This window comes from Streptomyces sp. NPDC054770, assembly GCF_053611985.1.
Map to the genome: position 1 here is coordinate 60,361 of NZ_JBSHBL010000017.1, position 14,557 is coordinate 74,917.

General features: G+C 69.9%; 14 protein-coding genes. 8 read left to right on the forward strand and 6 right to left on the reverse strand.

The annotated features are described in order from the left end of the window. The first annotated feature begins 3 nt into the window (after positions 1-3). From ACWGKQ_RS17510 to ACWGKQ_RS17525, 4 genes are all read left to right on the forward strand, one after another. Positions 4-495: a low molecular weight protein-tyrosine-phosphatase gene (locus tag ACWGKQ_RS17510; RefSeq protein ID WP_453292801.1), complete on the forward strand. Its 492-nt coding sequence runs from the start codon at positions 4-6 to the stop codon at positions 493-495. Beyond that, a complete protein-coding gene (locus ACWGKQ_RS17515; RefSeq protein WP_453292802.1) occupies positions 492-1,622 on the forward strand; it encodes a cystathionine gamma-lyase in 1,131 nt (376 codons plus the stop codon). Before ACWGKQ_RS17510 ends, ACWGKQ_RS17515 begins: the two co-directional genes overlap by 4 nt. Positions 1,623-1,850: 228 nt before the next feature. Further along, complete coding sequence (locus ACWGKQ_RS17520) at positions 1,851-2,756, forward strand: LysR family transcriptional regulator (RefSeq protein WP_453292803.1); 906 nt, start codon at positions 1,851-1,853, stop codon at positions 2,754-2,756. An 86-nt stretch (positions 2,757-2,842) separates the two neighbouring features. Beyond that, positions 2,843-3,325: an NUDIX domain-containing protein gene (locus ACWGKQ_RS17525; protein WP_453292804.1), complete on the forward strand. Its 483-nt coding sequence runs from the start codon at positions 2,843-2,845 to the stop codon at positions 3,323-3,325. A gap of 4 nt (positions 3,326-3,329) precedes the next feature. Here ACWGKQ_RS17525 and ACWGKQ_RS17530 read toward each other — a convergent pair whose 3' ends face one another. After that, positions 3,330-4,424, reverse strand: a complete 1,095-nt coding sequence (locus tag ACWGKQ_RS17530; RefSeq protein ID WP_453292870.1) for a globin domain-containing protein — start codon at positions 4,422-4,424, stop codon at positions 3,330-3,332. A 669-nt stretch (positions 4,425-5,093) separates the two neighbouring features. Further along, a complete protein-coding gene (locus ACWGKQ_RS17535) occupies positions 5,094-5,726 on the reverse strand; it encodes an HAD family hydrolase (protein WP_453292805.1) in 633 nt (210 codons plus the stop codon). 192 nt (positions 5,727-5,918) lie between these two features. Between ACWGKQ_RS17535 and ACWGKQ_RS17540 the strand changes: the two genes are divergently transcribed. Next, a complete protein-coding gene (locus tag ACWGKQ_RS17540; RefSeq protein WP_453292806.1) occupies positions 5,919-6,785 on the forward strand; it encodes a GNAT family N-acetyltransferase in 867 nt (288 codons plus the stop codon). 65 nt (positions 6,786-6,850) lie between these two features. Here the strand turns inward: ACWGKQ_RS17540 and ACWGKQ_RS17545 are convergent, their stop codons facing one another. Together ACWGKQ_RS17545 and ACWGKQ_RS17550 are read right to left on the reverse strand one after the other, a co-directional pair. Beyond that, positions 6,851-7,270, reverse strand: a complete 420-nt coding sequence (locus ACWGKQ_RS17545) for a GlcG/HbpS family heme-binding protein (RefSeq protein ID WP_453292807.1) — start codon at positions 7,268-7,270, stop codon at positions 6,851-6,853. A 45-nt stretch (positions 7,271-7,315) separates the two neighbouring features. Beyond that, positions 7,316-8,524, reverse strand: coding sequence for an MFS transporter (locus ACWGKQ_RS17550; protein ID WP_453292808.1), 1,209 nt, complete (start codon positions 8,522-8,524; stop codon positions 7,316-7,318). A 142-nt stretch (positions 8,525-8,666) separates the two neighbouring features. Between ACWGKQ_RS17550 and ACWGKQ_RS17555 the strand changes: the two genes are divergently transcribed. Both ACWGKQ_RS17555 and ACWGKQ_RS17560 read left to right on the forward strand, forming a co-directional pair. Next, positions 8,667-9,125 carry a MarR family winged helix-turn-helix transcriptional regulator gene (locus tag ACWGKQ_RS17555; protein ID WP_453292809.1) on the forward strand — a complete coding sequence of 153 codons (459 nt, stop codon included), beginning with the start codon at positions 8,667-8,669 and terminating at the stop codon, positions 9,123-9,125. 9 nt (positions 9,126-9,134) lie between these two features. Then, positions 9,135-9,587 (forward strand): N-acetyltransferase family protein, encoded by a 453-nt coding sequence (locus ACWGKQ_RS17560; protein ID WP_453292810.1) that lies wholly within the window; start codon positions 9,135-9,137, stop codon positions 9,585-9,587. 80 nt (positions 9,588-9,667) lie between these two features. Here the strand turns inward: ACWGKQ_RS17560 and ACWGKQ_RS17565 are convergent, their stop codons facing one another. Next, the gene (locus ACWGKQ_RS17565; protein ID WP_453292811.1) at positions 9,668-11,053 is read right to left on the reverse strand and encodes a serine hydrolase domain-containing protein; all 1,386 of its coding nucleotides are present in this window, start codon (positions 11,051-11,053) and stop codon (positions 9,668-9,670) included. Positions 11,054-11,136: 83 nt separating this feature from the next. Continuing rightward, the gene (gene dnaB, locus ACWGKQ_RS17570) at positions 11,137-12,612 is read right to left on the reverse strand and encodes a replicative DNA helicase (protein ID WP_453292812.1); all 1,476 of its coding nucleotides are present in this window, start codon (positions 12,610-12,612) and stop codon (positions 11,137-11,139) included. Positions 12,613-13,071: 459 nt separating this feature from the next. Here dnaB and ACWGKQ_RS17575 point away from each other — a divergent pair, with 459 nt between their 5' ends. Further along, positions 13,072-14,409, forward strand: a complete 1,338-nt coding sequence (locus ACWGKQ_RS17575) for an MATE family efflux transporter (protein ID WP_453292813.1) — start codon at positions 13,072-13,074, stop codon at positions 14,407-14,409. Positions 14,410-14,557 lie beyond the last annotated feature (148 nt).

Here is a 14,557-nt window from a genome sequence, read left to right on the forward strand (position 1 = left end):
CCGATGACCTACCGCGTCTGCTTCGTCTGCACCGGCAACATCTGCCGTTCCCCGATGGCCGAATCCGTCTTCCGTGCCCGCACGGCCGAGGCCGGCCTCGACGACCGTGTCGAGGCCGACAGCGCCGGCACCGGCGGCTGGCACGAGGGCGACGGCGCCGACCCGCGCACCGTCCGCGTCCTCACGGAACACGGGTACGACGGCGACCACACCGCCCGCCAGTTCCAGGCGTCCTGGTTCGCCCGCCTCGACCTCGTGATCGCCCTCGACTCCGGCCACCTCAAGGCCCTGCGCCGGCTCGCCCCCACCGAGGAGGACGCGCGCAAGGTGCGCCTGCTGCGCTCGTACGACCCTGCGGCGGGCGACGACCTCGACGTACCGGATCCGTACTACGGGGGTCTGGACGGCTTCGAGGAGTGTCTTGAGATGGTGGAGGCGGCGAGCGAGGGGCTGCTCGCCGCGGTACGGACCGAAGTGGAGGGAACGGCGGCATGAGCGAGGCGGCCATGGGCGAGGGCACGCGCGCGGTGCGCGCGGGACTGCCCGAGCCGGTCAAGAACGAGCCGACCCTGCCCGGGCCGGTCTTCGCCGCGCACTTCCATCTGCCGGGCGAGGTGAGCGGGCCGTATGCCTACGGGCGCGACGAGAACCCGACCTGGACCCATCTGGAGCGGGCCATCGGCGAGTTGGAGGCGCCCGGGGAGGAGGTCGAGACCCTGGTGTTCGCCTCCGGTGTGGCGGCCGTCTCGGCGGTGCTCTTCTCCCAGCTGAGCGCCGGGGACGCGGTCGTCCTGCCCTCCGACGGCTACCAGGTGCTGCCCCTGGTCCGCGCCCAGCTGGAGGCGTACGGCATCGAGGTGCGCACCGCACCGACCGCCGGCGACGCCCAGCTCGACGTCCTGGACGGGGCGAAGCTGCTGCTGATCGAGTCTCCGTGCAACCCCGGGCTCGACGTCTGCGACATCCGGCGCCTCGCCGGGGCGGCACACGCGCGTGGCGCCCTCGTCGCCGTCGACAACACCCTCGCCACCCCGCTCGGCCAGCGGCCGCTGGCACTGGGCGCCGACTTCTCCATGGCCAGCGGCACCAAACAGCTCACCGGCCACGGGGACGTGCTGCTGGGGTACGTCGCCGGGCGCGACGCGGCGGCCATGGCCGCCGTACGCCGCTGGCGGAAGATCATCGGGGCGATCTCCGGGCCCATGGAGGCCTGGCTGGCCCATCGCTCCCTCGCCACCCTCCAGTTGCGGGTGGACCGGCAGAACGCGACCGCCCTGCTGCTCGCGGAGGCGCTGCGCGGGCGGCCCGAGGTGACCGCCCTGCGCTACCCGGGTCTGTCCGACGACCCCGCGCACAAGATCGCTTCGCAGCAGATGCGCCGCTACGGCTCGGTGATCTCCTTCACGCTGCCCACGCGCGCGCGTGCCGAGCGTTTCCTCCAGGCGCTGCGGCTGGTCGACGATGCGACGAGCTTCGGCGGGGTGCGTTCCACGGCCGAGCGGCGGCGGCGCTGGGGCGGGGACGACGTTCCAGAGGGCTTCATCCGGCTGTCGGTCGGGGCCGAGGATCCGGAAGATCTGGTGGCCGATGTGCTGCGCGCGCTCGACGAATCGGATCGGTGACCGGATTACGGACATCTCCATGGGTCCGGCTACGCATAACGGACGGTCCGAGCCTCCCCCCTCGTGGCTCGGACCGTCCCGGTTCCCGCGCGCCAAGAACCGCGCGACCAAGGCTAGTTGACTCTGCGTCAGTGTCCAATCACTGTAGCGACAGAGACCTATCGACTTATTTATAGTTGGGGACCTGCCCGGAGGCGGGAAGGGGCGGGGGGAGCGGGAGGGCGTGCGGTGGATCTGACCTTGCTGCGCACCTTCGTCACCGTGCACCGGGCCGGCTCCTTCACCCGCGCCGCCGCCCTGCTCGGCCTCTCACAGCCGGCGGTGACCTCCCAGATCCGGACCCTGGAACGACAGCTGGGCCGCCCGCTCTTCCTGCGCCAGGCCCGTGGGGTGACTCCCACGACCATCGGCGACGAACTCGCCCACAAGGCCGCCCCGCATCTCGACGCTCTCGTGGAGATAGCGGAACGCGGCCTCGACGACGACTCCTCGGTGCGCACCCTGCATCTCGCGGGCCCGCCCGAGTTCACCGCGGAACGCGCTCTTCCCGCCCTCACGGAGCTGGTCGGCGACGACGGCCTGGGCTTCGCACTGCGCGCCTCGTTCGGGAACGCCGAGGAGACCCTGGAGGGGCTCTCCGCCGGTCACCATGACCTGGCCATCAGTACGCTCCGGCCACGCGGCGCCCTGCTCACCGCCACCGCGCTCTGCGACGAGGAGCATGTACTGGTCGCCGCTCCGCGCTGGGCCGAGGAGATCGGCACCGGCGCGGTCCACGGCAAGGGCGCGGCCGCCCTGGAGAACCTGCCGGTCGTCGAGGTCCATGAGTCGCTGCCGTTCGTCTCGCGCTACTGGGGTTCCGTCTTCGACGCCCGGCCGGCCGCCTCGGGCACGGTCGTGGTGCCCGATCTGCGCGCGGTTCTCGCCTGTACGGTCGCAGGTGCCGGCCTCGCGGTACTGCCCCGGTATCTGTGCTCGGCCGCCCTGGAGCGCGGTGAGGTCGCGGCGCTGCACGATCCCGCGGTGCCCCCGCTGCGGACGTACTTCCTCGTGGTGCGCACCGGAACGCTCGCCATGCCGCATGTGGCACGGGCGCACGAGTGGCTCCAGCACGCGGCCGCGGACTGGTGCTGAGCGTGTTCTGCGGAGTTGACGCAATGCGGCCGTGCGGTGGCGCTTCGCGATGTTTCACGTGGAACCAGCTGGGCCACATTTCTTCCATGACCGTCCGACCCGTGGTCAAGCGCACCGCCCGTGCCGTTCTCCTGGACGGCGATGACCTGATTCTGATCAAGCGCACCAAGCCCGGTGTCGATCCCTACTGGCTCACTCCAGGTGGCGGGGTCGAGCCGGAGGACACCACCGTCGTCGAAGCCCTGCACCGCGAGGTGGACGAGGAACTCGGCGCCAAGATCACCGATGTGGTGCCGTGCTTCGTGGACACCGTGGAGCACATCGGCGACAACGGCAGCGCGACCGGCGTGAAGGTGCAGCACTTCTTCGTCTGCCGGCTGGAGTCCATGGACCCGGCCCTGCGGCACGGCCCCGAAGTCGACGAGCCCGCCGGCGAGTACGAGATCGTGCGCGTCCCCTTCACCCGTGTGGGGATCGCCTCCGTGCACCTCGTACCGCTGTCGCTGCGGCACTATCTGGACGGCAACATCGAGGGCGTGCGGGCCATGCACGCCCCGGATCTCGGTTGACGGGTCAGTCGCCGACGACGACCAGTTCCTCGACCGAGTCGTGCCGGATGCGGTGCGCGGGGATGCCGACGTCCCGCAGCGCGGTGATCCCGTTGCGGATCATGCCGGGCGGGCCGGAGAGATAGGCGTCGTACTCGATCCACGGGCCGTACCCGCGGATGGCGTCGGGAAGTTGGAGGTGCGCCTGCTGGTCGACGACCGCACGCACCGTGAGCCAGGGATGGCTCTGCTGGAGCCGGAGCAGCGTGTCGATGTCGTACAGGTCGTGGTCGGTGCGGGCGCCGTAGAACACCTCGACCGGGCGGCGTGAGCCGCGTTCGGCGATGTCCTCGACCATCGCCTTGATGGGTGCGATGCCGGTACCGCCGCCGAGGCAGAGCAGTCCGCTGTCCCTCGTGTGGTCGACGGTCATCGAACCTCCGGGCGGGCCGAGGCGGACGACGTCGCCGGGGCGGGCGCGGTGCACCAGTGAGTTGGAGACCCAGCCTGCCGGGACGGCCTTCACATGGAGCGTGAGCAGGCCGTCCGAGCGGGGCGCGGAGGCGAAGGAGTAGTGCCGCCACACCCGCGGCCACCAGGGTGTCTCGAGACTTGTGTACTGCCCGGCGAGGAAGGGGTACGGCTGGTCCGGACGGAGCGTGAGCACCGCGACGTCCGCGGTCCTGAGGTCGTGGGCGACGACTTCCGCGTGCCACCACGCCGGGGAGCGCAGCTCGTCCGTGGCCGCCGCGTCGATCATCACCTGGGACATCGTCGTGTACACCCGTACCCAGGCCGCCTCCGTCTCGGCATCCCAGATGCCCGTGGCGTACCTGCTCAGCGCGCCGATGAGGCACTCGCCGACGGCCGGGTAGTACTCGGCCCGGGTGCCGTACTTGCGGTGGCCACGACCCAGGTTCTGGAGGTACTCGACCAGGACGGGCGTGTTGTCGATGTGCTCGGCCGCGGTGAGCAGTGCCTTCAGCAGCCGGTCCCGTTGGGTGTCCATGGCCGCCGGGAACAGCGAACGCAGTTCGGGGTGGCGGACGAAGAGGAGTGCGTAGAAGTACGAGGTGACCTTGTCGGCGATCGGACCGACCTCGGCCATGGTGGCGCGGATACGGGTCGCGTCCGGGGAGGCCTGCTGTGTCTGCTGTGTGCTGCGCTGCGGCGGGACGCGCTGCTCGAAAGCGCCGGGTGCGGAGTGCTCGGCCGTGGACTCGAAGGAGCCGGGCGCCGCGTACGGCCCGCCGGGCGGGGCCTCAGCGGCGCCCTGAGCCCGTGGCGGCTCCGTCGACGGCCATATTCGCTCCGGGGGCTGTACGGGCGCGGGAGGGCGACTCTGAGGCGTTTCCTGCCCGCCACCCGGCGCCACGACCGGAGGCTCGGCGGAGGGGTCGAACGCGGGCCTGTCGTGGGGCGTGAACCAGTGGCCTCCACCGGCCCCGCCGTTGCCCGCCGACGTGGTGGTCGGAGCGTCCATGGTGTGCCCTCGCCTCGAACATCTTGCGGTCGGTCTGCGCACTTCACTCGGAAGGTGCTTGCTTTCCCCCGTTGACGGCTAGCTCTCCCCGGTCAGGCCCTGTGGCCGACACGACCACATTCAACCCGCGATTCCCCCGTGTACGGACAAGTAAGGCGAGAGTGTGACATGGGCCGCAATCACTCCGGCAGGAACGTCCGGACCCGGACATGAACCGGAGTCGACCCTACCGGCCGTCGCCATGCGCACAAGTCCCCCCTGTCCCGCCCGTGAAACTGGCAACGGGCGAACCATCGGTTCCCTCAATTACCGGGTGCCACGGGCCAATTCATAGGCATCCCATAGATCCCTGCCCGTGTAGGAGTACGTCGCGAGGCCGGCGAGGTGTCCGTCCGCATTGACCGCCACGGACACCGGAACAGCGGCGAACAAGTCCCTGTCCGACATCGAGTCACCATAGGCGACACAGTCCGCCCGACCGACCCCGAACTGCTCGCACAGGCGGTCCGCGATCGTCACCTTGGCGGCGGCGGTGAGCACTCCTGCCGGGTCCACCGGTTCGACGAACGGCACTGCTGGGAAGCGCGAGCCGAAGGCCGCGTGCACTCCCCAGTCCAGCAGACGTTCCACGAAGAAGGAGGGGGAGAGCGAGACCACCGCGCAGTAGTCCCCCGATCCCCTGATCTCGGCCCAGACGTCCCGGATGCGGGCCAGCCACGGCGCACCGTCGAATGCCGCCGTGACATGCGCCTCGGTCAGTTCGGCCCAGAGCGCGTGCACCCGTGTCGCATACTCCGGCGGATCTATCCGCCCCGCCGAAATCGCCCGGTCAAGCTCCATGGTCTGTGCTTCCAGCCCGAGTTGACGGGATATCTCGACGGGTGCGGAGGTACCGTGCAGCAGAGTGCCGTCAAGATCGAAGAGATGAAGTCTCGCCATGGACCCGAGGCTAACGGGAAGGGTCACACCTCCTCGGTACGGCCACGAACGACTCCCCTACGGCGATGTTTCACGTGAAACGACTCGGGTCTGTACAGGGGCTGTGCTGCGGACTACGACATGGCCAAAAGCGCGTGCGTCTCCCCTGAAACAGGTGGACGGCGGGGGTATCGGTCGGCAAGCCTGACCTGCGTGTCAACTCCTTCCGACGCCGCTCTGCCCATTCGCCGACTCACGCCACGCGATCTCAGCGCCTGCGCCGACTTGTCCGAGGACCGGGGGTGGCCCCGCGAGGAACACAAGTGGCGCTTGCTCCTCACGGCCGGGAAGGGATACGGCGTCGACGACCCCGGCGGAGGCCTGGTCGCCGCCTGTGTCGTCACGGAGTACGGCCCGGGGGAACGTCCGCATCTCGGTGCGGTCGGCATGGTTCTGGTCGCCGAACGGCACGCCCGCCAGGGCATCGGACGCCGGCTGATGCAGCACATCGTGTCGGCGATGGGGACGACTCCCCTGACCCTGTACGCGACGCCCTACGGCCGTCCGCTCTACGAGGAGCTGGGGTTCAAGGTCACGGGACAGTCGGAGATGCTGGCCGGGCCCTTCACTCCGGGCGGACCCGAGCCCCGGGTGGCGACCCGGGCGGCCTCCGCCGAGGATCTCGGTTCCATCCTCCGGCTGGACGAGGAGGTGTTCGGCGCCGACCGCACCCTCCTCATCACGCGGCTGCCCGCGTTCTCGGACCTGCTGCACGTCGCCGTGGACGACGGCCGGATCGTCGGGTACGCGGCCGCCTGGCCCAACATGGACACGCATGTCGTCGGGCCGCTGATCGCCCGTGACACCGAGACGGCGAAGTCCTTGATCTCCTCGCTCGCCGCCCGCACCGATCGCCGGCTCCGTACCGACGTCGACGTCCGCCACGAGGAGCTGCTGGCCTGGGCGAAGGGGCGTGGGATGGCTTCCGTCGCCATGAACTCCGTCATGACCTACGGCATCGCGGAGTCACCGGGGGACTGGACTCGGCGGTTCGCGCCGCTGACGGTCGCGGCGGGCTGAGAAGCCTTCGGCACGGCGAACGCCGGCTCCCTGAGGGGCCGGCGTTCACGTTGAGCGGGATGCGGTCAGGCGAGTGCCTGTACGGCGGCGGAGGCGAAGCCGTGGTCCTGGTCGGGGGCACCGCCGCCGACGCCGACAGCTCCGATGAGGCGGCCGTCCCGCTGGACAGGAACACCGCCCGCGATGAACAGCAGCGGCCGGTCGAGTGCCGTGGGCAGGGTGTGGAAGAGGCCGCCGGGCTGGACGGCGTCGACGAGGTCGGCGGTGGGGGTGTTCAGCTGGAGCGCCGTGTAGGCCTTGCGGGTGCTGGTCTCGCCGGAGATCAGCACGGCGCGGTCGTCCCGGCGGAAGGCCAGCAGATGGCCTCCGGCGTCCAGGACGGTGACGCTGACGGTGGCTCCGGCGGCCTCGGCGGCACGGCCGGCCTCAGCGATCAGGAACTCGGCGTCCTGGATGGTGAGCGGGGCGACGGTGGTGGTGCTCATGGGTCTCCTTGGATGGTGCTGACGTGCGGTGAGAAGCGCGGGCGGTCAGTGGTGGACCGACGCCCGCCGTCCGGCGGGCGTGCCACCGGCGACCACTGCGCTCGGGGCGCTGTCGCGGCGCTCCAGCGCGGCCGACAGGAAGGCGAGGACAAGGGCGGACGCGGCGAGGGCGGCGCCGACCCAGTTGGGGGAGGTGTAGCCGAAGCCGGCGGCGATCACGATGCCGCCGAGCCAGGCGGACAGGGCGTTGCCGAGGTTGAAGGCGCCGATGTTCACAGCCGAGGCCAGGGTGGGGGCACCGTGGGCCTGGTCGAGGACGCGCTTTTGGAGCGGCGGGACGGTGGCGAAGCCCAGGGCGCCGATCAGGGCGACGGTCACGGCGGCCGCGATCTTGCTGTGCGCGGTGAGCGTGAAGAGGGCGAGGACGACGGCCAGGGCGCCCAGGGACACGTACAGCATGGGCATCAGGGCGCGGTCGGCGAACTTGCCGCCGATGAGGTTGCCGCCGACCATGCCGAGGCCGAAGAGGACCAGCAGCCAGGTGACGGAGCCGTCGGCGAAGCCGGTGACGTGAGTCATCATCGGCGCGATGTAGGTGATGGCCGCGAAGACCCCGCCGAAGCCGAGAACGGTCATCGCCATGGCTAGCAGGACCTGGGTGTTCTTGAACGCGGCCAGCTCGTGCCGCAGGTGCACGCCCTGTGGCCTGGGCAGCTCGGGGACCAGCTTGGCGATACCGGCCAGGCCGACGACACCGAGGACGGCGACGATGCCGAAGGTGACGCGCCAGCCGACGTGCTGCCCCACGAGGGTGCCGAGCGGGACGCCGATGACGTTGGCGACGGTGAGGCCGGTGAACATCAGCGCGATGGCCCCGGCCTTCTTGCTCGGGGCGACCAGCTCGGACGCCACGACCGAGCCGATACCGAAGAAGGCGCCGTGGGCGAGGGAGGCGACCACCCGGCCGATCAGCACGACGGCGAAGGCGGGCGCCACGGCGGTGAGCAGATTGCCGGCGATGAAGAGGCCCATCAGCAGCATCAGCATCCGCTTGCGGGGGACCTTTGTGCCCAGCACGGTCATCAGCGGGGCGCCGATCACCACGCCGAGTGCGTAACCGGTGACGAGCAGGCCGGCGGTCGGGATGGAGACCCCGAAGTCTCCCGCGACCTCGGGCAGCAAGCCCATGATCACGAATTCGGTCGTTCCGATTCCGAAGGCCCCGATCGCGAGGGCCAGAAGCGCGAGAGGCATGGAGGTACGGCCTTCCCAGACGATTGCAGGTGCGCTTTGCGTGCGTTCACAATAGTTGCAGACGCGGGCTATGTGCAAGCGGGGGATATTGCATGCTTGCTCTATCCTGGGTTCAGCGGCTCCCGGACGGAGGAAAACGCCCATGACAGCGACGGACCCCGCGCTCACCGCCCTCGCCCAGGGCTGGTGCGCCCTCTCACTGCTGCACGGGAGGATCGAGGCGCATATCGAGCGCGCCCTTCAGGTCAAGCACGACCTGAGCGTGCGCGAGTACTCACTGCTCGACGTCCTCAGCCGACAGCACGACGGCGAAGGGGGCCATCTCCAGATGAAGCAGGTCGCCGACGCGGTCGTCCTCAGCCAGAGCGCCACCACCCGGCTGGTCACCCGCCTGGAGGACCGCGGCCTCCTGGAGCGCTACCTCTGCCCGACCGACCGCCGCGGTATCTACACGAACGTCACCGAGGCAGGGCTGCGACTGCTGGAAGAGGCACGTCCCACCAACGACAAGGCGCTGCGCGAGGCCCTCGACGAGGCGGCCAGGAACCCGGAACTGGCCCCCCTGGTCCGGGCCGTGGAGTCGTTGCACGTGCCCGCATAGGCTGCGGGTATGGGAGATCTTGAGATACGCGCCGCGGTCGCCGACGACATCCCGGCCATCGTCGGGATGCTCGCCGACGACCCGCTGGGCGCCCGACGGGAATCACCGGACGACCTGGCGCCCTATCTGAGCGCCCTGGAACGGCTCAGCGCGGATCCCAACCAGCACTTGGTCGTCGCCGTCCGCGAAGGCCGGGTCGTCGGCACCCTTCAGCTCACGGTCATTCCCGGGCTGTCGAGGCGCGGGGCCACCCGGTCGATCATCGAAGGCGTGCGTGTCCACGCCGACGAGCGCGGCAGCGGACTGGGCACCCGGTTCATCGAGTGGGCCATCGACGAATCCCGCCGCCAGGGCTGCCGGTTGGTCCAGCTGACCTCGGACGCGTCACGGATCGACGCCCATCGCTTCTACGAGCGGCTCGGTTTCGCCGCCTCGCATGTGGGCTTCAAGCTCGAAATCTGAACCTGAGCGGCTCACAGCCGGGCGAAGCTATCGCCCGGGGGGGTGTTTCACGTGAAACACCGCCCCCGCCTTCGAGTCCGCTAGCCGATCCCCCGCCATCCCTCGGGGTCCACCCCACCGGGGACGGGAGCCGTCTCGTCGTACGGCCGGCGCGTAAACATGAACGATCCGAGGTCCAGGTGGCTCAGGGTGCCGTCCGCCCGCCGTACGGGCCGCAGCAGCTCTCCGGCGTAGTAGCCCTCCATGCCGGTCCAGGTGCCGTCGCCGTTGGAGCGGAAACGGGCTCGGCGGCCGGCGCCCGTCAGCGGCCCCAGTGAGACGAGCCCGTCGGCCGTCACCCGCAGCACGAAGGCATGAGTGCCCCAGTACCACGGTCCCGCCAGCTCCAGCACGGACGGCTCGACTTGGGTCAGGGGGCGCCATGGCTCGGGAATGCGCGGCTCGGCCTCCGCGACGATACCGACGAGGTCGGCACCGGTGGCGGACAGCAGCGGGCCGGAGGTGCAGTTCGCCAGCACCACGGCCGCCACGTCGTCGGCCACGCTGATCGTGAGGTTGGCCAGGAAGCCGGGCAGCGAACCGGAGTGCCCGACGAGCAGCCTGCCCGCACGGCGCTGGATCTGCAGGCCGAGGCCGTAGGTAGCGCCGTCCAGTACGTCGGCTGACTCGGCGGGGGCGGCCGGGGTGCGCATCTCCCGCACCGACTCGGCACTCAGCACCCGGTCGTCCCCGGCCGCCAGGAACACGGCGAAGCGGGCCAGGTCGCCGGTGGTCGACCAGAGCTGCCCGGCCGGTGCCATCCGGCCGAGGTCCTCCGACGGCTCCGGGAGCATGGCGTCGGCCCAGGGGTGCACCGCCCAGCCGCCGGCGTGCGGAGCCTGCGGCTGGGCGCTCGTGCGGCCGAGGCCCAGCGGTTCGAGAACCTCCTGCCGTAGTACCTCTTCCCAGGGGGCACCGCGGAGTTCCTCGACCAGCGCGCCGAGCAGGGTGTAGCCGGGGTTGGAGTAGTGGTGGCGGCGGCCGACGGGGTGCAGCAGGGGCTGCTCGCCGAGGACGTCGCTCAGCTCCGGCCGCAGCGAGCCCGGGGTGCGCTCCCACCAGGGAGCCGGCGACTCTGCCGCCAGCCCGCCGGTGTGCGCGAGGAGTTCGGCGATGGTCGCCTCCCCCGCGCCGGTGCCCGGCAGGTGCTTCTCCAGTGGATCACCGAGATCGAGCAGCCCCTCGTCACGCAGCCTGAGCACCAGAACGGCCGTGAACGTCTTGGTGATCGAGCCGATCCGGTACTGCACATTCTCGTCCGGCCCGTGCCCGTCCACCGAGGTCCGCGCCCCGTGCCAGATGGCCCGCCCGCCTCGCACGACCGCCGCCACCAGTGACGGCGCCCGGCCTTCGGACTGGGCCAGTGCGATCCGGTGCAGCAGCGCCCGCCGGGTGGTGGGGAGCAGCTCTTCCTGGAGTGTCGTCATGTGCTCAGTCCACCTGGTGGGCGGACCGGCGTCGAGTACATTTCGGCGGCACTGGCCAGGTCAGCGCCGTTCTCCGGCACGGGTCAGGTCTGTGCCATGTCCACGAAGCGGGAGTAGTGGCCCTGGAAGGCCACGGTGATCGTCGCTGTCGGGCCGTTTCGGTGCTTGCCGACGATGATGTCCGCCTCGCCGGCGCGCGGGGATTCCTTCTCGTAGGCGTCCTCGCGGTGGAGCAGGATCACCATGTCGGCGTCCTGCTCGATGGAGCCGGACTCACGCAGGTCGGACACCATGGGCTTCTTGTCCGTGCGCTGTTCGGGACCACGGTTGAGCTGCGAGAGCGCGATCACCGGAACCTCCAGCTCCTTCGCCAGCAGCTTGAGGTTTCGCGACATGTCCGACACCTCCTGCTGGCGGCTCTCGGAGCGTTTGCCGCCGGACTGCATCAGCTGGAGATAGTCGATGATCACGAGCTTGATGTCGTTGCGCTGCTTGAGCCGACGGCACTTGGCGCGGATCTCCATCATCGATAGGTTCGGGGAGTCGTCGATGTAGAGCGGCGCGGCCGACACGTCGGGCATCCGGCGGGCCAGCCGGGTCCAGTCATCGTCGGTCATCGTGCCGGACCGCATGTGGTGCAGGGCGACCCGGGCCTCGGCGGACAGCAGACGCATCGCGATCTCGTTGCGGCCCATTTCGAGGGAGAAGATGACGCTGGGCAGGTTGTTCTTGATGGACGCGGCGCGGGCGAAGTCCAGGGCGAGGGTCGACTTGCCCATGGCGGGACGGGCCGCGATGACGATCATCTGGCCCGGGTGCAGGCCGTTGGTGAGCGAGTCCAGGTCGGTGAAGCCGGTGGGGACGCCGGTCATCTCGCCGGTGCGGGAGCCGATCGCCTCGATCTCGTCGAGGGCGCCCTCCATGATGTCGCCGAGCGGGAGGTAGTCCTCGCTGGTCCGCTGCTCGGTGACGGCGTAGATCTCGGCCTGGGCGCTGTTGACGATCTCGTCGATGTCACCGTCGGCCGCGTATCCCATCTGTGTGATGCGCGTGCCCGCCTCGACCAGCCGGCGCAGCACCGCCCGCTCGTGGACGATCTCCGCGTAGTACTCGGCGTTCGCCGCCGTCGGCACCGTCTGGACGAGGGTGTGCAGATAGGAAGCGCCGCCGACCTTGTTGATCTCGCCGCGTTTGGTGAGCTCGGCGGCGATGGTGATGGGGTCGGCCGGTTCGCCCTTCGCGTAGACGTCGAGGATCGCCTGGTAGATCGTCTCGTGGGCGGGCTTGTAGAAGTCGTGGCCCTTGAGGATCTCGACGACGTCGGCGATGGCGTCCTTGGAGAGCAGCATGCCGCCGAGCACGGACTGCTCGGCGTCCAGGTCCTGTGGGGGAACCCGCTCGAAGGTGGCACCCCCGCCGTCCCACTCCCCGCTGTCCCGGCCCCGGTCGTGCCGGTCGTCCCGGCCGCGGCCACCCTCGCCCCGTCGGCGGGAGGCGGGCAGACGATCACCGGGACCGGCATCGGCCCACGGATCGTCCAAGGGCTCGGAAATGCTCACCGAGCCACCTCCTCCCGTCCGCACCGCGGACCTCGCCATGCCCTCTTTTCTACGGCACGGCACTGACAACTAGGACGCCCCATTCCGGTTCTGGTCGCGTCGGTTTTGTGAGGTTTCCGAGGCCGTGACAAGGAGCGGGTGCCGCACCACGGTAGGCCCGCGGGCACCGTCAGCCAATCTGGTTATCCACAGGCCATGTGGACGACCGCCCGTATGCTGTGGAGAACCCGCCAAAACCTGTGCACGACGCGGTGGACAGCCCTGTGAACAAGCCCTCGATCTCTCTCCACAACAGCCTCTGACCTGCAACTTTCCCATCCACTGGCTGTGCAGAAGAAAAACTTTCCCAGTCGGACCAAGATCCCCTCGAACAGTGCGCGAGAGCGTGGCGCTAGCAACTATCGGTAATGGTCACATCCCGATTGCATCTCTTACCTGTGGACGATTAGATTAGCGCCCATGTCACAGGCTCCCGCGATCCCCAAGGCCACCCGGCGCCGGCACGACCGGGAGATCGTCGCACTGGCCGTCCCGGCCTTCGGTGCACTGGTCGCCGAGCCGCTTTTCGTCATGGCCGACAGCGCGATCGTCGGCCATCTCGGCACCGCACAGCTCGCCGGTCTCGGAGTCGCCTCCGCCCTTCTCACCACCGCCGTGAGCGTCTTCGTCTTCCTCGCCTACGCCACCACGGCCGCCGTCGCCCGCCGGGTCGGCGCCGGCGATCTCCAGGAGGCCGTCCGCCAAGGCATGGACGGCATCTGGCTGGCACTGCTGCTCGGTGCCGCGGTCATCGCCGTCGTCCTTCCTCTCGCCCCCGGCATCGTGGACGTCTTCGGCGCCTCGCACACCGCGGCTCCCTACGCGACCACCTATCTGAGAATCTCCTCTCTCGGCATCCCGGCCATGCTGGTCGTACTCGCCGCCACCGGCGTGCTACGCGGCCTCCAGGACACCCGGACGCCGCTGTATGTCGCCGTGGCGGGATTCATCACCAACGCCGGGCTCAATGCGGCGCTTGTCTACGGTGCCGGACTGGGCATCGCCGGCTCCGCCTGGGGCACGGTCATCGCCCAGTGCGGGATGGCGGCGGTCTATCTGACCGTCGTAGTGCGCGGTGCCCGCAGGCACGGAGCGTCACTGCGCCCCGACGTCGCCGGAATACGGGCCTCGGCGCAGGCCGGCGCACCGCTGCTCGTCCGGACGCTCTCGCTGCGGGCCGTCCTCATGATCGCCACCGCCGTGGCGGCCCGGCTGGGTGATGCGGACATCGCCGCCCATCAGATCGTGCTGTCCCTGTGGAGTCTGCTGGCCTTCGCCCTGGACGCGATCGCGATCGCCGGGCAGGCCGTCATTGGCCGCTATCTCGGGGCGGATGACCCGGTCGGCGCCCGCGAGGCCTGTCGTCGTATGGTCCAGTGGGGCATCGCCACCGGAGTGGTCCTGGGCCTGCTCGTGATCGCCGCCCGGCCACTCTTCCTTCCGCTGTTCACCGGCGACCCCGCCGTGAAGGACATCGCCCTGCCCGCGCTGCTCATCGTGGCGTTCTCCCAGCCGATCTCCGGCGTGGTCTTCGTCCTCGACGGCGTGCTGATGGGCGCCGGAGACGGGCCGTATCTCGCAGGGGCCATGGTTCTGACCCTGGCGGTCTTCACGCCGGTGGCGCTGCTCGTGCCCGCCCTCGGCGGCGGGCTCACGGCGCTCTGGGGAGCCATGACGCTGATGATGGCCACGCGGATGCTCACTCTCTGGCTGCGTGCCCGCTCCGGCCGGTGGATCGTGACCGGCGCGACGCGTTGACCGATGCGGCAGACCGCCGGTTTCACGTGAAACATCGCGGGCTGTCACGTTTCACGTGAAACACGCATGGCTCCGCATCCTCGTCGGCACAGCAAAAGGGGCCGCACCCTTCACGGGTGCAGCCCCTTTCCGCTACTGCTCAAGCCGA